The organism is Pseudomonas sp. MYb2 (assembly GCF_002979955.1).
Lineage (GTDB): Bacteria > Pseudomonadota > Gammaproteobacteria > Pseudomonadales > Pseudomonadaceae > Aquipseudomonas.
This window is the reverse complement of record NZ_PCQC01000004.1, coordinates 254,741-275,987: the sequence shown is the minus strand read 5'-3', so window position 1 is coordinate 275,987 and position 21,247 is coordinate 254,741. Positions and strand designations below refer to the sequence as shown.

Here is a 21,247-nt window from a genome sequence, read left to right as displayed (position 1 = left end):
ATTAGCGCACTGGTGGTGCGTACTGAATGCCGCCGTTGTTCCACAGGGCGTTCAGGCCACGGTCGATTTCCAGCGGAGTGCTCTTGCCGAGGTTTTTCTCGAAGATTTCGCCGTAGTTGCCGACTTGCTTGACGATCTGCACAACCCAGTCCTTCGGCAGTTTCAGGTCTTTGCCGTATTCGCCGTCGGCACCGAGCATACGAGCGACGTCCGGGTTCTTGGTCGACTTGGCTTCAGCCTCGACGTTCTTCGAGGTGATGCCGGCTTCTTCGGTGTTGAGCAGCGCGTAGCCAACCCAACGCACGATGGCCAGCCACTCGTCGTCGCCGTTACGCACGACCGGACCCAGTGGTTCTTTGGAAATGGTTTCCGGCAGAACCACGTAGTCTTTCGGCGATGCCAGCTTGGAGCGCTGGGCAAACAGCTGAGACTTGTCGGAGGTCAGTACGTCGCAACGACCGGATTCCAGCGACTTGGCGCTTTCATCGGAGGTGTCGAAAGTGATCGGGGTGTATTTCAGACCGTTGCCGCGGAAGTAGTCGGAAACGTTCAGTTCGGTAGTGGTACCGGCCTGGATGCAGATGGTTGCACCGTCCAGCTCTTTGGCACTTTTCACGCCCAGCTTGTTGTTCACCAGAAAGCCGATGCCGTCGTAGTAGGTAATGAAGCCCGGGAATTTCAGGCCCATGCCCGCATCGCGGGAACTGGTCATGGTGGTGTTGCGCGACAGGATGTCGATCTCGCCCGATTGCAGCGCGGTGAAGCGCTCCTTGGCGTTCAACTGACTGAACTTGACCTTGGTCGCGTCGCCGAATACGGCAGCGGCCACAGCGCGGCAGACGTCAGCGTCGATCCCGAGGATCTTGCCGGTAGCGTCCGGTACCGAGAAGCCCGGCAGACCGTCGCTCACGCCACACTGCACGAAACCTTTCTTCTGCACTGCATCCAGGGTTGCACCCGCCTGAGCGAACCCGCTGACACCGAGTACTGTTGCTGCAGTCACGATGGCCAGGGTGGATTTCAACATCTTCATTCAAACCTCCAGTTTTGCTCTTGTTGTGTCGGAGCTTGAGTCCAGTCGCACCCTTTTGAGGCGTTGTTGACCCGTGTTGGCTTTTTTTGGGGTCAACCGACGTAAGACCTTCGCTATGAGTCTAGTAGGAGAAAATCCACATCATGGACAACTCACTTCTCACCAATCGGCCGAACGGGCTGTAGCCCTTTCACGTTCGCTGCGCCCGTAGCGGCCATTGGCGAACATCCATCACCGGATTTTTTGCAATCCCGTCGCCAGTCGTACACTGATAGTGTTACCGCCGGGCGTAGGATCTTTCGTACAGTTCCCTCCATAGCAAAGCCCGTACCACACCGACTGCGGAAACGATTCGGCGACAGGTCAATAGCAAAACTTGTAACCTTGCGACATCTTCTTAACGGATCAACCAGACGCGCACTCGAATCACGCACTCAATGAGAGCGCCCGCACATATTTGGAGCAGACATGACCGAGCCCTTGATTCTTCAGCCTGTTAAGCCCGCAGACGCCTGCGTGATCTGGCTGCACGGCCTCGGCGCCGATCGCTATGACTTCCTGCCCGTAGCGGAAGCCTTGCAGGAAAGCCTGTTGAGCACGCGTTTCGTGCTACCGCAGGCGCCGACTCGTCCAGTGACGATAAATGGCGGATATGCCATGCCGAGCTGGTACGACATCAAGGCGATGAGCCCGGCGCGAGCGATTGATCGCGATGAGCTGGAAGCCTCTGCCGATCGCATCATCGAATTGATCGAAAACGAGCGCGCCAGCGGAATAGACGCCTCGCGGATTTTCCTCGCAGGGTTTTCCCAAGGTGGCGCCGTGGTGTTGCACAGCGCGTTTGTGAAATGGCAGGGGCCGTTGGGCGGTGTGCTGGCGTTGTCGACGTATGCGCCGACCTTTAATGATGAGATGCAGCTTTCAGCCAGTCAGCAGCGGATTCCCGCGATATGCCTGCACGGCCAGTTTGATGGCGTGGTGCAGAACTCGATGGGACGCAGCGCCTACGAGCATTTGGTGAAGCATGGTGTCACCGTGACATGGCAGGAATACCCAATGGAGCACGAAGTGTTACCCGAGGAAATTCGCGACATTGGCGTCTGGTTGAGCGAGCGTCTGCGCTGATCACGCCAGCATTGCCTGTCCTTTGATCATCCCACTACGCCGCGCCCGTTTCTTGCATTACACTGGCCGGCGTACATTCCTTAACCAATTGATGAGATGACCGTGCTCGAAGCACTCAAGAAAATGTTCGGTAAAAGCGAGGCTGAGCAGCTCGCGCCAGTTCCCAGTGTGCCGTCGCACGCCCCCGGTCATCGCCACGATGCGCCCCAGGCCGACCGCCCCGCTGCCGTAGCAGCACCGAAGCAAGACCCAAAACCCGTTCCGGCCGCGCCAATCGTCGCCGAGCCTGCACGCAGTGAAGAGCCGAAACCGGCCAGACCGCGTCGCGAACCGAAGCCCAAGGCTCCGGTCATTCCGTGGAAGCTCGAAGATTTCGTCGTCGAGCCACAGGAAGGTAAAACCCGCTTTCACGATTTCAAACTGGCTCCAGAACTGATGCACGCCATTCAGGATCTGGGCTTCCCGTATTGCACGCCGATCCAGGCGCAAGTGCTGGGTTTCACCCTCGCCGGCAAAGACGCCATTGGCCGCGCGCAAACCGGTACCGGTAAAACCGCCGCGTTTTTGATCTCGATCATCACCCAACTGTTGCAAACACCGCCGCCGAAAGAACGCTACATGGGCGAACCCCGTGCGCTGATCATCGCGCCGACCCGTGAGCTGGTGGTGCAGATCGCCAAGGACGCCGCCGACCTGACCAAGTACACCGGCCTCAACGTCATGACGTTTGTTGGCGGCATGGACTTCGACAAGCAGCTCAAGCACCTCGAAGCGCGCCACTGCGACATCCTCGTCGCGACCCCGGGCCGCCTGCTCGACTTCAACCAGCGTGGCGACGTGCACCTGGACATGGTCGAAGTGATGGTGCTGGACGAAGCCGACCGCATGCTCGACATGGGATTCATCCCGCAAGTGCGGCAGATCATTCGTCAGACCCCGCCGAAAAGCGAACGCCAGACGCTGCTGTTCTCCGCGACCTTCACCGAAGACGTGATGAACCTCGCCAAGCAGTGGACGACCGATCCGTCCATCGTCGAAATCGAAATCACCAACGTCGCCAACGAAAACGTCGAGCAACATATTTACGCCGTGGCCGGTGCCGACAAATACAAACTGCTCTACAACCTGGTCAACGACAATGGCTGGGAGCGGGTGATGGTCTTCGCCAACCGCAAGGACGAAGTCCGCCGCATCGAAGAGCGTCTGGTGCGCGACGGTGTGAACGCTGCGCAGTTGTCCGGCGACGTGCCACAACACAAACGCATTAAAACCCTGGAAGGCTTCCGCGAAGGCAAGATCCGCGTTTTGGTCGCCACCGATGTTGCCGGTCGCGGCATCCACATCGACGGCATCAGCCACGTGATCAACTTCACCCTGCCGGAAGTGCCGGACGACTACGTGCACCGCATCGGCCGTACCGGTCGTGCGGGCGCTGACGGCGTGTCGATCAGCTTCGCCGGTGAGGACGACTCCTACCAGTTGCCGTCCATCGAAGAGAAGCTCGGTCGCAAGATCAGCTGTGAAACGCCGCCGACGCACCTGTTGCGTGCGGTTGAGCGCAAACGTCCGCAGTAAGCGCCGTTTGAAAGCGAAGCGCAGCCGGCAACGGACTGCGCTTTTTTTTCGCCCGGGATTTGATCGGAGCTTGCGAGACACAACTAAAAGTCCATAATGGACAAATAAGTTTAAATAAAGACTCCGGAGCCTGACATGTCCAGTACGCCCTACGTGATCGACCAGCATCAGGCCCGCGAGTTATTGGCGCGCATCGATGTGCCGCAGATCCTGCGCAAGTTGTTTCGCGACCTTGCAGCGGGTAACGCCGTGCAACCGGCGCAGCAGCTGGTGGAATTCCCGCAGGGTGCTGGCGACTTCATCAATTATCTAGGCGTGCTGGCCGAGGATGGCGTTTACGGGGTCAAGACTTCGCCGTACATCGTTCGCGAGCAAGGTGCGCTGGTAACGGCGTGGACGCTGTTGATGTCGATGAAAACCGGTCAGCCGTTGTTGCTGTGTGATGCAGGTGAACTGACCACTGCGCGTACGGCGGCGACTACAGCGGTGGCGGTTGATGCGCTCGCGCCTTTGGACGCTGAACATTTGGCGATTATTGGGAGCGGCAAGGTTGCTCAGGCGCATCTGCACTATGTGAAATCGCTGCGTGACTGGCAGAGCATCAGCCTGTATTCGCCAAGTTTGTCCGCCGACATGCAAACTCAATCACTGTTGAAAGCCATTACGCCCAATCTGAAGATCGCTGACAGCCGTGAAGCGGCCATCGCCGAAGCTGATGTGATCATGCTCTGCACCTCCTCAGCCGGGCCGGTGATCGATCCGGCCGCGTTGAGCAAACCGACGCTGATCACCTCGATCAGCACCAACGCCCCGCGCGCCCATGAAGTCCCGCCGCAGAGTCTCAATGACATGCAGGTGTTCTGTGACTATCGTCTGACCACGCCGGGGTCGGCGGGTGAGATGTTGATTGCCAGTGAACAATATGGCTGGAGCAAGGATTCGATTGTCGGTGACCTCGCCGACCTGCTCAGCGAGAAAGTGCAGCGCCCGGGTTACGACCGTCACGTGTTTTTCCGCTCAATCGGCTTGGGCCTGGAAGACATCGCCCTCGCCAATGCGGTTTATCACTTAACCCACTAACACCAAAAATCCCTGTAGGAGTGAGCCTGCTCGCGATAGCGGTCTTACACTCAGCATTATTGTTGCCTGATACACCGCTATCGCGAGCAGGCTCACTCCTACAGGGGATAGCGAACTATTGGATATTGCGTACTCACTGGAGAACCTCATGAGCCAGGCAGATTTCATCATCATCGGCGGCGGGATTGCCGGCGCTTCCACTGGTTTCTGGCTGTCGCCCCACGCCAAAGTCATCGTGCTCGAGCGCGAATCCCATCCGGCCTATCACTCCACCGGCCGCTCCGCTGCGCTGTTCACCGCCGCCTACGGCACGCCGCAAGTGCGCGCACTGACCCAGGCCAGCCGAGCGTTTTTCGACAACCCGCCAAGTGGTTTCTGTGAACATCCATTGCTGACCCCGCGCGGCGAAATGACCGTGGACTTCACCGGTGACGCCGCCGAACTGAACAACCAATACCTCAGCGCCAAAGCCACGGTGCCGGAGATGCAACTGCTTAGCGCCGACGAAGCCTGCGCGCGGCTACCGATCCTGCGCCGGGAAAAAGTCCACGGCGCGATCTACGATCCGAGCGCCAGCGACATCGACACCGACGCCTTGCATCAGGGCTACCTGCGTGGCATTCGTCGCAATAACGGTGAAGTCCACACCGAGTGCGAAGTGCTCGGCCTGAGCCGTGAGGCCAACGGCCTCTGGCAGGTGCAAACCAACGGCCAGACTTTCAGTGCGCCGGTGATCATCAACGCCGCCGGCGCCTGGGCGGACAAAATCGGCGTGTCGGCCGGTGCCAAGCCGCTGGGCCTGCAGCCGAAACGCCGCGCCGCGTTCATCTTCGCCGGCCCCGAAGGCGTCGACATTCATCACTGGCCGATGCTGGTCAGCCTCGATGAGTCCTTCTATATGAAGCCCGACGCCGGCATGTTCCTCGGCTCGCCGGCCAACGCCGACCCAGTCGAACCTCACGACGTGCAACCGGAAGAACTGGACATCGCCATGGGCATTTACCAGATCGAAGAGGCCACCACGCTGACCATCCGCCGCCCGACCCGCACCTGGGCCGGTCTGCGCAGTTTTGTCGCCGACGGCGATTTGCTCAGCGGTTTTGATCAACAGGTGCCGGGGTTGTTCTGGGTCGCCGCGCAAGGTGGCTACGGCATTCAGACGTCGCCGGCGATGGGTCAGGCCAGCGCGGCGTTGGTGCGTGGCGAGCCACTGCCCGAGCACTTGCGCAACTTCGGCCTGAGCAGCGCCATGCTCTCCCCTGCCCGCCTCGCCTGATCGCCCCATCCGGATGACGCGCCCAACGGATTGCGGCACACTCGCAGCGCCTCCTGATCACGGAGGCGTTGACGCTGCCTGGAGTTCCACTGTCATGACCGCCCCTGAATTCGACCCGGCCCTGGATAACTTCCGTGCCATCGCCGATGCCATCGCCACGCTGTTCTTTCCGCACGCCGAAGTGGTGCTGCACGATCTGCGCACGCAGAAGGTCGATTACATCGCCAACAACCTGTCCAAGCGCGAGATCGGTGACGACTCATCGCTGGAAGACATGCTCAGCGAAGATGTCAGCGACAGGAACATCGGCCCGTACGAGAAGCTCAACTGGGACGGTCAGAAGATTCGTAGCCTGAGCAGCGTCCTGCGCGACAGCGAAGGCCTGCCACTGGCGGTGCTGTGCATCAACCTGAATATTTCGTTGTTCGAGAACGCCAAGGCTGCGCTGGACCTGTTCCTGTCGCCGAGCAAACTGATCCCGCAACCGGACTCACTGTTTCGCGATGACTGGCAGGAACGCATCAACACCTTCCTCCACGCCTGGCTGCGCGAGCGGCAACTGAGCCTGAATGTGCTGACCCGCGATCACAAACGTGAGCTGGTGCTGGCACTGCACGCCGAGGGCGCGTTCAAGGGCAAGAGCGCCTCGAACTACGTGGCCAATGTGCTGAACATGGGGCGGGCGACGGTGTACAAGCATTTGAAGGAAATGAAGGGCTAGAGATTTGCGGTGATTGAACCGACCCCATCGCTGGCAAGCCAGCTCCCACAGTTTTTTTGTTGCACACAACATCTGTGTACGACTCAATCACTGTGGGAGCTGGCTTGCCAGCGATGACGGACTATCAGTCGCCGTAAATGTCGGACTTGAAATACTTCTCGGAAATCTTCTGGTACTCGCCACTCGCGCGAATACCATCAATCGCGCCATTCAACTGGCTGACCAATTCAGTATTGCCTTTGCGCACCGCAATCCCCGCGCCCTCGCCCACGTACTTCGGATCCTTCAGCTCAGGCCCGACAAACGCATAACCCTTGCCGCGTGGCATCGACAAAAAGTCATTTAACGGAATGGTATCGGCAAAAATCGCATCGAGGCGCCCCGCCGCCAGGTCCATGTAGATCTCTTCGTTGTTACTGTAGCGCTTGACGTTGATGCCCTTCGGTTCGAACACCTCGGTGGCGTAACGATCAGTAGTCGTTGCGCGCTGCACGCCGACGTTCTTGCCCTTGAGGCTGGCGTATTGATCATCAACCGTGGCGCCTTCCTTCATCACCAGACGCGACGAAGTGAAGTAGTACTTGTGGGTAAAATCCACCGACTTCTTGCGGTCTTCGTTGATCGTCATCGACGACAGCGCCAGGTCGATCTTCTTCACTTTCAGCGAAGGAATCAGACCGTCGAACTCACCTTCGACCCACACGCACTTGACCTTCATCTGCGCGCACAGGGCGTTGCCGATGTCGTAGTCGAAACCGACGATTTCGCCCTTGTCGGTTTTCGACGCGAATGGCGGGTAAGCGGCTTCAATGCCGATGCGCAGGGTTTGTTCGGCGGCGAACGCGCTGGCCGAGGCCAACAGGCTCAGGGCCAGACCGGTGATGAGGGGGAGTTTCTTCATGTTCGTTCTCTCGCGGGTTGTTGTTGGTTTGGCAAGAAAGAGCTGAAACGGAGGGAGATACTTTTTTGTACTTATAAATCCATATTGGACTTATATGTATAGGCAGTCAATCAGGCAAAGACAGAGGTTTTTGGTGTTGCAGATGACGTCATCGCGAGCAGGCTCACTCCTACAGGGGGAACGCATTCCAATTGTAGGAGTGAGCCTGCTCGCGATGGCTGACTAGAGGGCGACTCAGGGTTTATTTCTTCCAGCGATCCGCAGCCGCATGATCGCTGTCCCGCCCCTCAACCCAACGCGGCCCGTCACTGGTGTTTTCCTTCTTCCAGAACGGCGCACGGGTTTTCAGGTAGTCCATGACAAAGGCGCAGGCATCGAACGCGGCCTGGCGATGGGCGCTGGCGGCGCCGACGAAAACGATCGGTTCGCCCGGCTCCAGTGCGCCGATGCGGTGCAGCACTTCCAGTTTCAACAGCGGCCAGCGCTGTTCGGCGTCGATGACGATCTTGCCGAGGGCTTTTTCGGTCATGCCTGGATAGTGCTCGAGGAACATTCCCGCCACATCCAGTCCATCGTTGAAGTCGCGCACATAGCCGACAAAACTCACTACCGCGCCGACGCCGACATTGGCCGCATGCATCGCGTTGACTTCAGCGCCCGGATCGAACGGCGTGGCCTGCACACGAATCGTCATGGCTCAGCCTCCGGTCACGGTAGGGAAGAACGCCACTTCGTCGCCATCGACCACCGGCTCGTCGAGCTGGCAGAGGTCTTCGTTGCGCGCGCACATCAGGTTCTGCTCGCTCAGTACTTCAGCGCCATCACGTTTCGCCAGCAATGCGCGCACGTCTTCAACGGTGGCGAAATCGCCTTCAACGTTCACCGAATCGACGCCCAGCGCTTCACGGTAACGGGCAAAAAACTTCACGGTCAGGTTCATGGCTGCTCCGCTTGAAAGTGCCCGCTCTTGCCGCCGACCTTTTCCAGCAGACGCACGCTTTCGATGGTCATGCCGCGATCCACGGCTTTGCACATGTCGTAGATGGTCAGGGCGGCGACGCTGGCGGCGGTCAGCGCTTCCATCTCGACGCCGGTCTGCCCGGACAGCTTGCAGCGGGCGACGATGCGCACCGCGTCTTCACCTTCGGCGCTGAGTTCGACTTTGACGCCAGTGAGCAGCAGCGGGTGGCACAAAGGAATCAGATCGCTGGTTTTCTTCGCCGCTTGAATGCCGGCAATGCGCGCCACGGCGAACACGTCACCCTTGGGATGGCCGCCGCTGACGATCATCTGCAGGGTTTCGGGGAGCATGCGCACCAGCGCTTGGGCCGTCGCTTCACGGAACGTCACGGCTTTTTCGGTGACGTCGACCATGTTGGCGCGACCTTGGGAATCGAGATGAGTCAGCACGGGATTACTCCTGATCAGGAGCGTGGATTGTAAACCTGCGGGTCAAATTTCTGCGAGTGAGATTACCGTCACCTCGCAAATCCCCTGTAGGAGTGAGCCTGCTCGCGATAGCGGTGTGTCAGCCAACACTCATGTTGAATGTCACACCGCTATCGCGAGCAGGCTCACTCCTACAATGGTTTTGTGTTCAGGCATAAAAAACCGGGCGGCTGTTGGGCCGCCCGGTTTTGGGTGAAGGGTTACAAATGCGTTTCGGCGTATTCAGCCAGAATCGAGCGAGGCACCCCTTGCAGGGTGATGTGCACACCGTTGGGGAAATCCTTGAAGCGTTCGGTCAGGTAGGTCAGCCCGGAGCTGGTCGCGGACAGGTAAGGGGTGTCGATCTGTGCGAGGTTGCCCAGGCACACCACTTTGGAACCGGCGCCGGCACGGGTGATGATGGTTTTCATCTGGTGCGGCGTGAGGTTCTGGCATTCGTCGATCAGGATCAGGCTCTGCTGGAAGCTGCGACCACGAATGTAGTTGAGCGATTTGAACTGCAACGGCACTTTGCTGAGGATGTAATCGACGCTGCCATGGGTGTTTTCGTCATCCATGTGCAAGGCTTCGAGGTTGTCGGTGATGGCGCCCAGCCAAGGCTCCATTTTTTCCGCTTCGGTGCCGGGCAGGAAGCCGATTTCCTGGTCCAGGCCCTGCACGCTGCGGGTCGCGATGATGCGGCGATAACGCTTGCTGACCATGGTCTGCTCAATCGCAGCAGCCAGTGCCAGAATGGTTTTACCGGAGCCTGCGGCACCTGACAGGTTGACCAGATGAATGTCCGGATCGAGCAGCGCGTACAGCGCCAGACTTTGATAAATGTCGCGCGGTTTAAGGCCCCACGCTTCCTGGTGCAGCAGCGGTTCCTGGTGCAGGTCGAGAATCAGCAAGCGGTCTTCTTCAATCTCCTTGATCCAGCCGACGAAGCCCTGCTCATCAATGATGAACTCATTGATGTGTACCGCCGGCAAATTGTCGATCAATTGCACCTGGTGCCAGGTGCGGCCGTGATCCTGACGAGTTTCAACCTTGCTCACGCGGTCCCAGAAGGAGCCGGTCATGTTGTGGTAACCGTTGGGCAGCAGGGACACGTCGTCGACCAGTTGGTCGGTGCTGTAGTCCTCGGAGGCGATACCGCAGGCGCGCGCCTTGAGGCGCATGTTGATGTCTTTGGTGACCAGCACCACCGGTTTTTTCGGCTCGCGGGTGTGCAGGTCGATCAGTTGGTTGATGATTTTGTTGTCGTTCAGGTGCTCGGGCAGAATCAGGTTCGATTCAGCCTGCTTGCTCATCAGAATTGACAGCAAGCCCTTCGGCCCGCCCTTGCCGCGCTGGATCGGTACACCCAGTTCGACGTCTTCCGGGGAAGCATCACCCAGGGTCTTGTCGATCAGCCGGATGGCCTGACGGCATTCGGCGGCCACGCTGTGATGCCCGCTCTTGAGCTTGTCCAGCTCTTCAAGCACGGTCATCGGGATCGCGACGTGATGTTCTTCGAAATTAAGCAGGGCGTTTGGATCGTGAATCAATACGTTGGTATCGAGTACATACAGGATTGGCTGGTTGGAGGAAGGGCTACGTCCGTGATCATCCATACTCGGTCACCTATGTCAGAGCCAGTAGACGCAATACCTGAGCGGTGCTGCGCCTCGAAGTGACTGCCGAAATCTCACCTGCGGAGATTCAAGTGACTGCAAACAAACGGGTCTTGGAAGACGCCACCTGTGTTGCAGGTTTCGGCGGTCTGTCTTCGTAATACTCCAAAACCGATGACATAAAAAAGTACTTTGACGGTTTTTTTAAGTTTATTTTGCAAAGTGACGAAAAGCCCTTGGCGGACTCCGTCGACACCGTTAGAGTCGGAAGTCCGCCTGCATCAAATCCTCAGAAAAAATCGCCCTACGCCCAATGTTTCCGGGCTTTTGCCGTTTCTCAGCGAAACGCGTCCTGACAGTCTTCCCAGCCGATGCCGCTCTGCGCGGTTTGCGTGATCAGCCACGGCAACGAGGTCTTCACCGCGTCTTGTTTCATGTTGAAATTGATCACCCCGTGACGCCACAGCAGCATCAGGGTCAGCACTCGCTGCGCACTCGCCGCGCCTTTGAGTTTGCCGGCACCGTCCTGGGCATCGATGTCCCACAGTGCCACTTGCAGCCCTTGGCTATTGAAGAAACCTTGTGCATCACTGCGGCGCTGGCCCTCCGGCGGACGGAACAGCGGCACGTAGTTTTCCGGCAGTTTGGTCTTCACCAGATCGGCGCTGCGGCGCACTGAATCCTGCCAGTCCTGCCAGTGACTGTGGGAGCGGAACTCCCAACCCTGCACACCGACGCATTGTTTCGAGAAGCTCGCTTGCAGGCTGGTGACCGAGCGATCGGCCAACCGCGCCTGAATATCCTTGCCCAACACGAAGAACGTGCCACTGAGGTTCGATTTGCGCAGGTACTCGGTGAGCCAGTCGGTGTTGTCCGGCTGCAGGTTGGCGGCGCTGTCGAAGGTCAGCAGAAACAGCCGGTCGTGCATCTCGTTGCCATTGCGCTCGTAGTCGCCGAAACGATCGAATTCGTTGCTGGTCTGCGGCGACAAGGCCGCCTTGCGCATCAATTCGTCCAGATACTGCAAATGGAAGATCCGGCTCGGCTCGGCCCACTTGGTGTAATAACTGTCGTCGCTGACCACGAACTTCGCGGCCTGCTCGCGCAGGGTCGGCAGGTCTTCGACGAGGAAGCAGAACGAGGCATCCTGGTCGCAGCTTTGCTGGGCGTAGTTGTAGTTGGTCAACAGCCGCTGCCAGAGGTGCTGGCGCAGGCTGTTGACCGCGTCGATATTGATCGTGCGCAGGCCCAGACGCTGAGCCAAAGCAGCTTCGTCAATCGATTCGGTGCCGAGCAGGCCACGGGCGAACATGAGGATTTCTGCCCGGGACGCGACGTCGAACAGGGTCGGACTGGTCAGTTGTTCCGGCCAGGTGCTGCGATCCAGCGTCGCCACATCGCCCGGCGCCGCAACGGCACCGAAGCTCAACAGCCATGCGGTGAATAAAAGAACAATGCGCAAAAGGGATGTCTCCATAACAAAACCCGCGCGGCACTATAGCTGATAAGCCACGACGCTGATCCCTGTAGGAGTGAGCCTGCTCGCGATAGCAATAGATCAGTCACCACCCTGTTGAATGTCAGACCGCTATCGCGAGCAGGCTCACTCCTACAGGGAATGCGCCAAGCCGTCGATCACCTATCACGCTCATAGCTGGAGTCAACACCGACAACCCCCTAGAATCGCCCCCACGATTAAAGGAGACGACTTCATGCTGATGGTGATTTCCCCCGCCAAGACCCTCGATTACGAAACACCGCCGGCGACCCAGCGCTTCACTCAGCCGCAATACCTAGACCACTCCCAGGAACTGATCCTGCAACTGCGCGATCTGACCCCGGCGCAGATCAGCGAGCTGATGCACGTATCGGACAAGATCGGCGGGCTCAACGCCGCGCGTTTCGGCAGCTGGACGCCCGCGTTCACCCCAGAGAATGCCAAGCAGGCACTGCTCGCCTTCAAGGGTGACGTCTACACCGGTCTCGACGCGCAATCCTTCAGCGAAGCCAATTTCGATTACGCGCAAAAACACCTGCGCATGCTCTCCGGCCTCTACGGCCTGCTGCGTCCGCTGGACTTGATGCAACCGTATCGCTTGGAAATGGGCACCAAACTGGCCAACGCCCGTGGCAAAGACCTTTATGCCTTCTGGGGCACGCGCATCAGCGAATGGCTGAACGAAGCGCTGGCCGATCAGGGCGACGACATTCTGCTCAACCTCGCCTCAAACGAATACTTCTCGGCGGTCAAACGCACAGCGTTGAACGCGCGGATCATCAACACCGAGTTCAAGGATCAGAAGAACGGCCAGTACAAGATCATCAGCTTCTACGCGAAGAAGGCTCGCGGCCTGATGAGCCGTTTCGTGATCCAGGAAAAAATCAACGATCCAGCGCTGCTCAAGCAATTCGATGTACAGGGTTATCGCTACAGCGCTGAACAGTCGAAACCCGACAATCTGGTGTTTTTGCGCGACCACGCACCTGAATAAAGCATGCCCAATGCACGACTCTTTCTATAAAGAGTCGTGCAGCTCGCACGATGTCAAAAATCCCCCGCCTGTTTTCGCCATTTTAATGGCGCCAGAAAAACCTCCCTGTCTTTTCTAAGATTAGTTTCACTCGACACTGATCATTTTTTTCAGTAGTGGCACCTAAATTTTTTCACGGTAGTGGCACAAAACCATCTAACGTGATTATTCGCCTGTTAATAAAGGTCGGAAACGAAAGTGCTATCAAATTGAGATTAGTGCCATCTCTGACAATATTTCAAGAAATTTCAGATTTCGCGATGAGCGGACAGGAACTTCGTCCGAATGCATAGCTCATACCACCGGTAACGATTCTCGCCGAGTTTGTACGAGATAACTTACGCAGAGCAGAAAGCCATGTAACCAAGTTGTCACAGCAACTTGCCCGAATGACTAACTAGTCTGATTACGGAACGATGGACAGGAGATACGCACCATTAATATCCCCTACAAAGGCCATGGCCGCGCCCCTATAAACGTGCTCGCCTGAGCACCCAACCGCTTGATTTAAAGGGCTTTCATCCTGACTTCGAGCGCGTAATACGATTGCACAAGAGTCTTCTACGAAGAAGATCGGCTGCATAACAGGGCAAGTCATAACAACAAGGCCTGGTTGCGCACATCTTGAGTGCACTTATTTAGACACTCGAAACTTAGTATGCCTGCACACGGCATTGTGGCGCCTGTAAGCCGCACTTTCGAGTGCACTAATGAACGCTGAACACCATTAACTCCGGCCTTCTAAGGCCTGATATATACAGAGGTAATTGCGATGCGCATCAGCATATTTGGTTTGGGTTACGTTGGCGCAGTATGTGCCGGTTGCCTGTCTGCACGGGGCCATGACGTGGTTGGCGTCGATGTTGCCAAAGACAAGATCGACATGATCAACGCTGGCAAATCCCCCATTGTTGAACCGGGCCTGGGCGAACTTCTGCAACAGGGTATCCAGACCGGTCGTCTGCGTGGCACGACAAACTTCGCCGAAGCGATTCGTGACACTGACTTGTCGATGATCTGCGTTGGCACGCCGAGCAAAAAGAACGGCGACCTCGAACTGAACTACATCGAAGCGGTGTGCCGCGAGATCGGTTTTGTTCTGCGTGAAAAAACCACCCGCCATACCATCGTCGTACGCAGCACCGTACTGCCGGGCACTGTTGCCAACGTGGTGATCCCGATTCTCGAAGACTGCTCGGGCAAGAAGGCCGGCGTCGACTTCGGCGTTGCGGTCAACCCGGAGTTCCTGCGTGAATCCACCGCCATCGCCGACTACGACCTGCCACCGATGACCGTCATCGGCGAGTTCGACAAGGCTTCGGGCGACGTTCTGCAATCGCTGTACGAAGAACTCGACGCACCGATCATCCGCAAGGACATCGCTGTCGCCGAGATGATCAAGTACACCTGCAACGTCTGGCACGCGACCAAAGTGACCTTCGCCAACGAGATCGGCAACATCGCCAAAGCGGTCGGCGTTGATGGCCGTGAAGTGATGGAAGTGGTCTGCCAGGACAAGACCCTCAACCTGTCCCAGTACTACATGCGCCCGGGCTTCGCCTTCGGCGGCTCGTGCCTGCCGAAAGACGTGCGTGCGCTGACCTACCGCGCCGGTTCCCTGGACGTCGAAGCGCCGCTGCTCAACTCGCTGATGCGCAGCAACGAATCGCAAGTGCAGAACGCCTTCGACATCGTTGAAAGCCACGACAAACGCAAAGTCGCCCTGCTCGGCCTGAGCTTCAAGGCCGGCACCGACGACCTGCGCGAAAGCCCGCTGGTAGAACTGGCCGAGATGCTGATCGGCAAGGGTTACGACCTGAGCATCTACGACAGCAACGTCGAGTACGCCCGTGTTCACGGCGCGAACAAGGACTACATCGAGTCGAAAATCCCGCACGTATCGTCCCTGCTCAACGCGGACTTCGATTCGGTGATCGACAACTCCGACGTGATCATCCTCGGCAACCGCGACGAGAAATTCCGCGCGCTGGCCCAACAAGCGCCGCACGGCAAACAGGTCATCGACCTGGTCGGCTTCATGGCCAAAGCCACCGACGCCGGTACTCGCACCGAAGGTATCTGCTGGTAAAGCAGCCCTGTAGGAGCTGTCGAGTGAAACGAGGCTGCGATCTTTTCGGGAACACCAAAATCCCAAGCGAAAGATCAAAAGATCGCAGCCTTCGGCAGCTCCTACATGTCCTTGCAAGTTTTTGTAAGCCTGCCTTAACCCCATCGGGCCCGGCCCGAGATAGAGACGGATGCAGATTATGCACAGGCTAAAGCACGGCCTACTTCAGGCCGCCGGTTGGCTGTTTTACCTAAGTTTGTTGATGGGCCTGGCCTTGATGCTGCCCACGTCCACATTCGACTCCGAGTCGAAGGACTTCATTTTCCTGATTGGCGCCGTGGGTATCTGGCGCTACTCGATGGGTGCAACGCACTTTGTGCGCGGCATGATTTTTCTCTACATCGTTTACCCGCACCTGCGCCGCAAAGTGCGCAAGCTGGGTAAGGCGGCGGACCCGTCGCATGTGTTCCTGATGGTCACCAGTTTCCGTATCGACGCGCTGACCACGGCGCAGGTCTACAGCTCGGTGATCCGTGAAGCCATCGACTGCGAACTGCCGACCACCGTGGTCTGCTCGATCGTCGAAATGTCCGATGAGCTGCTGGTCAAGGCACTGTGGGCGCGGATGAATCCGCCAGATCGCGTCAAGCTCGACTTCGTGCGCATTCCCGGCACCGGCAAACGTGATGGCCTGGCCTACGGTTTCCGCGCGATCTCCCGTCACCTGCCGGACGACCGTGCAGTCGTCGCGGTGATCGATGGCGACACCGTGCTCGGCGAAGGCACCGTGCGCAAGACCGTGCCGTGGTTCCAGCTGTTCGGCAACGTCGGCGGCCTGACCACCAACGAATTCTGCGAAGTGCGCGGCGGCTACATCATGAGCGAATGGCACAAGCTGCGTTTCGCCCAGCGCCACATCAACATGTGCTCGATGGCCCTGTCCAAGCGCGTACTGACCATGACCGGTCGTATGTCGGTGTTCCGCGCCACCGTGGTGACTAACCCGGAATTCATCGCCGACGTTGAAAGCGACTCGCTGCAACACTGGCGTCTGGGCCGCTTCAAGTTTTTGACCGGCGACGACAAGTCGAGCTGGTTCAGCCTGATGCGCCTCGGTTACGACACCTTTTACGTGCCTGACGCGGCGATCAACACCGTGGAACACCCGCCGGAAAAAAGCTTTATCAAAGCCAGCCGCAAACTGATGTTCCGCTGGTACGGCAACAACCTGCGCCAGAACTCGCGAGCGCTGGGCCTGGGTGTGAAACGCCTCGGTGCCTTCACCTCGGTGGTGCTGTTCGACCAACGCGTGTCGATGTGGACCTCCTTGCTCGGCCTGACCGTGGCGATCATCGCCAGCTTCAAATACGGCACCGCGTTCATCCTGGTTTACCTGCTGTGGATCGGCATCACCCGCCTGATCCTGACATTGCTGCTGTCGTGCTCCGGTCACCGCATCGGCCCGGCTTACCCAGCGATTCTGTATTACAACCAGATCGTCGGTGCGCTGGTGAAGATCTACGTGTTCTTCCGCCTCGACCAACAATCCTGGACTCGCCAACCCACATCCCTGACCCGTGATCTCGCCAGCTTTCAACGTTGGTTCAACACCTGGTCGTCTCGGACCATGACCTTCTCCGCCGGCAGCATTTTTGTCGCCGTGCTGCTGATGATGGTCTGACCCGCCCCTATTGAATTAACAAGGAAATCGCCCCTATGAATACCGCCGTCAACGCCAACGTAGTGCATGAATCCGAAGCCCAGCGCCAACACGCCCGCGTGAAAATCCCGGCCAAGCTGCGCTTCTTCGGTCCAGACCGGACGCCGGTCGAAGCGCGGGTCATCGACCTGTCTGCCGGTGGTCTGGCGTTCAACGCCGGGCAACTTCAGTTGACCATTGGCCAGGTGTACAAGGCGCGTCTGCAATTCGTCATCGACAACCTCGGCATCGCCATGGACGTTGAACTGCAAGTGCGTTCCTTCGACCGCCAGACCGGCCGTGCCGGCTGCCAGTTCCAGAACCTTGAGCCGCAGGACATTTCCACCCTGCGCCACTTGATCACTTCGCACCTGGCCGGCGACATCGTCAGCATCGGCGAAGTACTGGCAACCCTGCAGCGCGACAACTTCACCAAAGCGCGCAAGGTCAAGGACGGCGGCTCCGGCATGACCCCGTTCGGGCGCCTGAAAGCAGTGACCTTCAGCGCCGGTATCTTCGCGGTCGGTCTGGTCGCGGCGGGGTTCATTTTCAAATCGGTATACGGCATGTACTTCGTCAGCCACGCGCAGGCCGGTCTGGTCAGCGTACCGGGGATGAACATCACCATGCCGCGCGACGGCACCGTGCAGAGCCTGGTCAAGTCCGATGGCGTCGCGGCCAAAGGCGCGCCACTGGCGACCTTCAGCACCAGCATGCTCGATGTGCTCAAGGGCCATCTGGAAGAAGATCAACTGTCCCCGGCCAAGGTTGAAGAACTGTTCGGCAAGCAAATGACCGGCACCCTGACTTCGCCGTGCGATTGCACCGTGGCCCAACAACTGGTGGCGGACGGTCAGTACGCAAGCAAAGGTGATGTGATCTTCCAATTGGTGCCGCGCAACACCCAGGCCACCGTCGATGCGCGCTTCTCTTATCGCCAGTTCGGCGACGTGCGTCCGGGCACCCCGGTGAGTTTCCAGATCGCCGGCGAAGACAAGACCCGCACCGGCAAGATCGTCAGCAGCACCAGCCTGAAAAGCGCCGACCTGTCCTCCGACATCCGCGTGCAGATCCAGCCTGACGAGCCGCTCGACAGCAGCCTCGCCGGCCGCCCGGTGGAAGTGAACAGCGACCGTGGCCCGAACCTGAACTGGCTGATCGACAAAGCCATGGCTGCCGGTCTTTAAGTCGAGGACATGCCTGTGACTACTCCTATCTTCAACACACCGCCAACCCTGTGGGAGCGAGCCTGCTCGCGATGGGAGCGCCGCGGTTTGTCTGATGTACCGAGTTGCCTGAATCGCGAGCAGGCTCACTCCTACATGGGGACCGTGTGTGCCTTGGCATTGGCGGTGAGTCTGGCCGGTTGCGCCGGCCTGCCCGATCAGCGTCTGGCCAACGAAGCGCTGAAGCGTGGCGACACCGCCACCGCCGCGCAGAACTATCAGCAACTGGCCGATCTGGGTTACAGCGAAGCGCAAGTCGGCCTCGCGGATATCCAGGTCGACAGCCGCGACCCTGCACAAATGAAACAGGCCGAAGCGACTTATCGCGCTGCCGCCAGTGTTTCGCCGCGTGCGCAGGCACGTCTTGGCCGTCTGCTGGTGGCCAAACCGGGTTCCACCGAAGCCGAGCATCAGGAAGCCGAAAGCCTGCTGAAAAAAGCCGCCGCCAATGGCGAAGGCAACACGTTGATCCCGCTGGCGATGCTCTACCTGCAATACCCGCACAGCTTCCCCAACATCAACGCGCAGCAGCAGATCGATCAGTGGCGCAAATCCGGTTACCCGGAAGCAGGTCTGGCGCAGGTGCTGCTGTATCGCACTCAGGGCACTTACGACCAGCACCTGGATGACGTGGAAAAGATCTGCAAAGCCGCGCTCAACACCACCGACATTTGCTACGTCGAACTGGCGACCGTGTACCAGAAACGCGCGCAGCCAGAGCAACAGGCCGAGCTGATCAAACAAATGCAGGCCGGTTACGCCCGTGGCACCGTCACTGCGCAACGCGTTGATTCCGTGGCCCGTGTACTGGCCGATTCGACCCTGGGCAAGCCTGACGAAAAAACCGCGCAGTCGCTGCTCGAACCGATTGCTCCGGGCTACCCGGCGTCGTGGGTGACTCTCGCGCAGTTGCTCTACGACTACCCGGAACTGGGTGACGTCGACCAGATGATGAAGTACCTCGACAACGGCCGCGCCGCCGACCAGCCGCGCGCCGAACTGTTGCTGGGCAAGCTCTACTACGAAGGGAAAATGGTCCCGGCCGACGCCAAAGTCGCTGAAGAACATTTCCAGAAAGCCGTCGGCCGTGAAGTCGCCGCCGACTACTACCTCGGCCAGATCTATCGCCGTGGTTACCTCGGCAAGGTCTATCCGCAGAAGGCTCTCGACCACTTGCTGACCGCTGCGCGCAACGGCCAGAACAGCGCCGATTTCGCCATCGCCCAACTGTTCTCCCAAGGCAAGGGCACCAAGCCCGACCCGCTCAACGCCTACGTGTTCAGCCAATTGGCCAAGGCGCAAAACACCCCGCAAGCCGATGAGCTGGCGACTACCCTCGCCGCGCAATTGCCGCCCGAGCGTCTCGCCGAAGCGCAACGTCTGCTGCAACAAGAGCAAGCCAGCCGTGGCGCTCTGAACCCGAACACGCTGCAACTGCACGCCCTGCAAGAAGAAGACGGCGAGGAAAAATTATGAAGTTGAATCCATTCGTGAAGGCCGGTATTGGCCTCACTTTCGCGCTGATCTGGTCTTGCCCGACACTGGCCGCGATGACTGAAACCAAGAACTTCGGCCTCGAAGTGAAAGTCACTGGCCAGTCCGAAGACGACCGCGATCTTGGCACCGCCAGCGGCGGCGACGTCAACGGCGTCGGCCTCGACCTGCGTCCGTGGATCTACGGCGAAAGCGGCGCGTGGAGCGCCTACGCCATGGGCCAGGCGGTGACCTCGACCGACATCATCGAAACCGACACCCTGCAACAATCCGACGGTGAACAAGCCACCGACAACGGTGATCGCAAAACCAAGAAAAACTACCTGGCGATGCGCGAGTTCTGGGTCGGCTACAGCGGCCTTACCCCGTACCCAGGCGAGATGCTCAAGTTCGGTCGCCAGCGCCTGCGCAATGACGACGGCCAATGGCGCGACACCAACATCGAGGCGTTGAACTGGACCTTCGACACCACCCTGTTGCGCGCCAACGCCGGTGTCGCCGAACGCTTCAGCGAATACCGCACCGACCTCAAAGAGCTGGCGCCGAAAGACAAGGATCGCCTGCACGCCTACGCCGATGCCGCTTACCAGTGGACACCGGGGCAATGGGTCGGCATTCGTGGTCACCACACCCACGATGACGGCAAACTCGATTACGCCGAACCCGGTGTTCCGCGCGACTCGCTGGACAAGACCGAGAACGGTGACATCAGCTGGATCGGCCTGACTGCCGACAGCGACGCCTACAACTGGCGCAACACCAACACCGTCAACTACTGGGGCAGCATCACCGGCATGAGCGGCGACCGCGACACGGTCAACGCGCTGAACGCCGATGGTTCGCGCCCGGCGCAAGCCAAGCGCAGCGATGACGTCAACGGCTGGGCTACTGACATCGGTGTGCGTCTGCGCCTCGATCCGCAATGGCAAGTCGGCGGCGCCTATGCCCGCGCCAGCGCCGATTACGAGCAAAACGGTCTGGAGAGCAACCGCTCCAACTACACCGGTACGCGCTCGCGGGTGCACCGTTTCGGCGAAGCGTTCCGTGGCGAAATGAACAACATGCAGACCGCAACGCTGTTCGGTTCGTGGATGGTCAACGACGAGTACGACGCCAGCCTGATCTACCACAAGTTCTGGCGTGTCGACGGCAACAAGCCAGTCGGCAGCAACGGTATCAACGCGGTGGAAAACAACACCGACGACGCCACCGGCGCGATCCTTTCCAGCACCTCGCTGCCGCTTGAAGACGGCAACAAGGACCTCGGTCAGGAGATGGATCTGGTCGTCACCAAGTACTTCAAGCAAGGCCTGTTGCCGGCGGCGTTGAGCCAGTCGATCGACGAGCCTTCGGCCCTCGTGCGTTTCCGTGGCGGTGTGTTCAAACCGGGCGATGCCTACGGCAAGCAGGTTGATTCGTACATGCACCGCGCGTTCATCGACGTGATCTGGCGCTTCTGATGCAAACCGCCAAG

At 58.9% G+C, this 21,247-nt stretch carries 18 protein-coding genes; 11 read left to right on the top strand and 7 right to left on the bottom strand.

The annotated features are described in order from the left end of the window. Position 1 precedes the first annotated feature (1 nt). The gene (locus CQ009_RS08630) at positions 2-1,033 is read right to left on the bottom strand and encodes an amino acid ABC transporter substrate-binding protein (RefSeq protein ID WP_007914328.1); all 1,032 of its coding nucleotides are present in this window, start codon (positions 1,031-1,033) and stop codon (positions 2-4) included. A gap of 468 nt (positions 1,034-1,501) precedes the next feature. Between CQ009_RS08630 and CQ009_RS08625 the strand changes: the two genes are divergently transcribed. The 5 genes from CQ009_RS08625 to CQ009_RS08605 all read left to right on the top strand — a co-directional run bounded on the left by CQ009_RS08625 (position 1,502) and on the right by CQ009_RS08605 (position 6,810). Further along, complete coding sequence (locus tag CQ009_RS08625) at positions 1,502-2,158, top strand: alpha/beta hydrolase (protein ID WP_064393293.1); 657 nt, start codon at positions 1,502-1,504, stop codon at positions 2,156-2,158. 96 nt (positions 2,159-2,254) lie between these two features. Continuing rightward, positions 2,255-3,733: an ATP-dependent RNA helicase RhlB gene (gene rhlB, locus CQ009_RS08620; RefSeq protein WP_064393294.1), complete on the top strand. Its 1,479-nt coding sequence runs from the start codon at positions 2,255-2,257 to the stop codon at positions 3,731-3,733. Between the two features lie 135 nt (positions 3,734-3,868). Then, a complete protein-coding gene (locus CQ009_RS08615; protein WP_105705609.1) occupies positions 3,869-4,813 on the top strand; it encodes an ornithine cyclodeaminase family protein in 945 nt (314 codons plus the stop codon). Between the two features lie 148 nt (positions 4,814-4,961). Then, positions 4,962-6,089: an FAD-binding oxidoreductase gene (locus tag CQ009_RS08610; protein WP_105705606.1), complete on the top strand. Its 1,128-nt coding sequence runs from the start codon at positions 4,962-4,964 to the stop codon at positions 6,087-6,089. A gap of 94 nt (positions 6,090-6,183) precedes the next feature. Then, entirely contained in the window at positions 6,184-6,810 is a 627-nt protein-coding gene (locus CQ009_RS08605) for a transcriptional regulator (protein WP_064393297.1), read from the top strand. A gap of 124 nt (positions 6,811-6,934) precedes the next feature. Here the strand turns inward: CQ009_RS08605 and CQ009_RS08600 are convergent, their stop codons facing one another. From CQ009_RS08600 to CQ009_RS08575, 6 genes are all read right to left on the bottom strand, one after another. Further along, positions 6,935-7,711: an ABC transporter substrate-binding protein gene (locus CQ009_RS08600; RefSeq protein ID WP_105705602.1), complete on the bottom strand. Its 777-nt coding sequence runs from the start codon at positions 7,709-7,711 to the stop codon at positions 6,935-6,937. Positions 7,712-7,952: 241 nt separating this feature from the next. Further along, positions 7,953-8,405 (bottom strand): molybdopterin synthase catalytic subunit MoaE, encoded by a 453-nt coding sequence (gene moaE, locus CQ009_RS08595; protein ID WP_105705599.1) that lies wholly within the window; start codon positions 8,403-8,405, stop codon positions 7,953-7,955. Between the two features lie 3 nt (positions 8,406-8,408). Beyond that, positions 8,409-8,651 carry a molybdopterin converting factor subunit 1 gene (moaD, locus tag CQ009_RS08590; RefSeq protein ID WP_064393300.1) on the bottom strand — a complete coding sequence of 81 codons (243 nt, stop codon included), beginning with the start codon at positions 8,649-8,651 and terminating at the stop codon, positions 8,409-8,411. Further along, a complete protein-coding gene (gene moaC / locus CQ009_RS08585; RefSeq protein WP_064393301.1) occupies positions 8,648-9,121 on the bottom strand; it encodes a cyclic pyranopterin monophosphate synthase MoaC in 474 nt (157 codons plus the stop codon). The genes moaD and moaC overlap by 4 nt, the downstream gene beginning before the upstream one ends. A gap of 239 nt (positions 9,122-9,360) precedes the next feature. Further along, positions 9,361-10,755: a PhoH family protein gene (locus CQ009_RS08580; protein ID WP_008080207.1), complete on the bottom strand. Its 1,395-nt coding sequence runs from the start codon at positions 10,753-10,755 to the stop codon at positions 9,361-9,363. A gap of 337 nt (positions 10,756-11,092) precedes the next feature. Further along, positions 11,093-12,217: a polysaccharide deacetylase family protein gene (locus tag CQ009_RS08575; RefSeq protein WP_105705596.1), complete on the bottom strand. Its 1,125-nt coding sequence runs from the start codon at positions 12,215-12,217 to the stop codon at positions 11,093-11,095. A 250-nt stretch (positions 12,218-12,467) separates the two neighbouring features. On the opposite strand from CQ009_RS08575, the gene yaaA reads away from it, so the two are divergent. From yaaA to CQ009_RS08545, 6 genes are all read left to right on the top strand, one after another. Next, positions 12,468-13,247 carry a peroxide stress protein YaaA gene (gene yaaA, locus CQ009_RS08570; protein ID WP_105705592.1) on the top strand — a complete coding sequence of 260 codons (780 nt, stop codon included), beginning with the start codon at positions 12,468-12,470 and terminating at the stop codon, positions 13,245-13,247. Positions 13,248-14,058: 811 nt separating this feature from the next. Further along, positions 14,059-15,375, top strand: a complete 1,317-nt coding sequence (locus tag CQ009_RS08565) for a nucleotide sugar dehydrogenase (protein ID WP_008087506.1) — start codon at positions 14,059-14,061, stop codon at positions 15,373-15,375. A gap of 178 nt (positions 15,376-15,553) precedes the next feature. Further along, positions 15,554-17,035 carry a mannuronan synthase gene (alg8, locus tag CQ009_RS08560; RefSeq protein ID WP_301303247.1) on the top strand — a complete coding sequence of 494 codons (1,482 nt, stop codon included), beginning with the start codon at positions 15,554-15,556 and terminating at the stop codon, positions 17,033-17,035. Positions 17,036-17,070: 35 nt separating this feature from the next. Continuing rightward, positions 17,071-18,240, top strand: a complete 1,170-nt coding sequence (locus tag CQ009_RS08555; RefSeq protein ID WP_105705589.1) for an alginate biosynthesis protein Alg44 — start codon at positions 17,071-17,073, stop codon at positions 18,238-18,240. Between the two features lie 9 nt (positions 18,241-18,249). Further along, positions 18,250-19,755: an alginate biosynthesis TPR repeat lipoprotein AlgK gene (gene algK, locus CQ009_RS08550; protein WP_305889162.1), complete on the top strand. Its 1,506-nt coding sequence runs from the start codon at positions 18,250-18,252 to the stop codon at positions 19,753-19,755. Continuing rightward, positions 19,752-21,233: an alginate export family protein gene (locus tag CQ009_RS08545; RefSeq protein WP_105705586.1), complete on the top strand. Its 1,482-nt coding sequence runs from the start codon at positions 19,752-19,754 to the stop codon at positions 21,231-21,233. Before algK ends, CQ009_RS08545 begins: the two co-directional genes overlap by 4 nt. The last annotated feature ends 14 nt before the right edge of the window (positions 21,234-21,247 follow it).

Coding starts and splice junctions, on each gene's coding strand:
- CQ009_RS08625 (WP_064393293.1), top strand. CDS start 1,502: ATGACCGAGCCCTTGATTCTTCAGCCTGTTAAGCCCGCAGACGCCTGC.
- CQ009_RS08605 (WP_064393297.1), top strand. CDS start 6,184: ATGACCGCCCCTGAATTCGACCCGGCCCTGGATAACTTCCGTGCCATC.
- CQ009_RS08610 (WP_105705606.1), top strand. CDS start 4,962: ATGAGCCAGGCAGATTTCATCATCATCGGCGGCGGGATTGCCGGCGCT.
- algK (WP_305889162.1), top strand. CDS start 18,250: ATGCCTGTGACTACTCCTATCTTCAACACACCGCCAACCCTGTGGGAG.
- CQ009_RS08555 (WP_105705589.1), top strand. CDS start 17,071: ATGAATACCGCCGTCAACGCCAACGTAGTGCATGAATCCGAAGCCCAG.
- alg8 (WP_301303247.1), top strand. CDS start 15,554: ATGCACAGGCTAAAGCACGGCCTACTTCAGGCCGCCGGTTGGCTGTTT.
- CQ009_RS08565 (WP_008087506.1), top strand. CDS start 14,059: ATGCGCATCAGCATATTTGGTTTGGGTTACGTTGGCGCAGTATGTGCC.
- CQ009_RS08580 (WP_008080207.1), bottom strand. CDS start 10,755: ATGGATGATCACGGACGTAGCCCTTCCTCCAACCAGCCAATCCTGTAT.
- moaE (WP_105705599.1), bottom strand. CDS start 8,405: ATGACGATTCGTGTGCAGGCCACGCCGTTCGATCCGGGCGCTGAAGTC.
- rhlB (WP_064393294.1), top strand. CDS start 2,255: ATGACCGTGCTCGAAGCACTCAAGAAAATGTTCGGTAAAAGCGAGGCT.
- CQ009_RS08615 (WP_105705609.1), top strand. CDS start 3,869: ATGTCCAGTACGCCCTACGTGATCGACCAGCATCAGGCCCGCGAGTTA.
- yaaA (WP_105705592.1), top strand. CDS start 12,468: ATGCTGATGGTGATTTCCCCCGCCAAGACCCTCGATTACGAAACACCG.
- moaD (WP_064393300.1), bottom strand. CDS start 8,651: ATGAACCTGACCGTGAAGTTTTTTGCCCGTTACCGTGAAGCGCTGGGC.
- CQ009_RS08630 (WP_007914328.1), bottom strand. CDS start 1,033: ATGAAGATGTTGAAATCCACCCTGGCCATCGTGACTGCAGCAACAGTA.
- CQ009_RS08545 (WP_105705586.1), top strand. CDS start 19,752: ATGAAGTTGAATCCATTCGTGAAGGCCGGTATTGGCCTCACTTTCGCG.
- CQ009_RS08600 (WP_105705602.1), bottom strand. CDS start 7,711: ATGAAGAAACTCCCCCTCATCACCGGTCTGGCCCTGAGCCTGTTGGCC.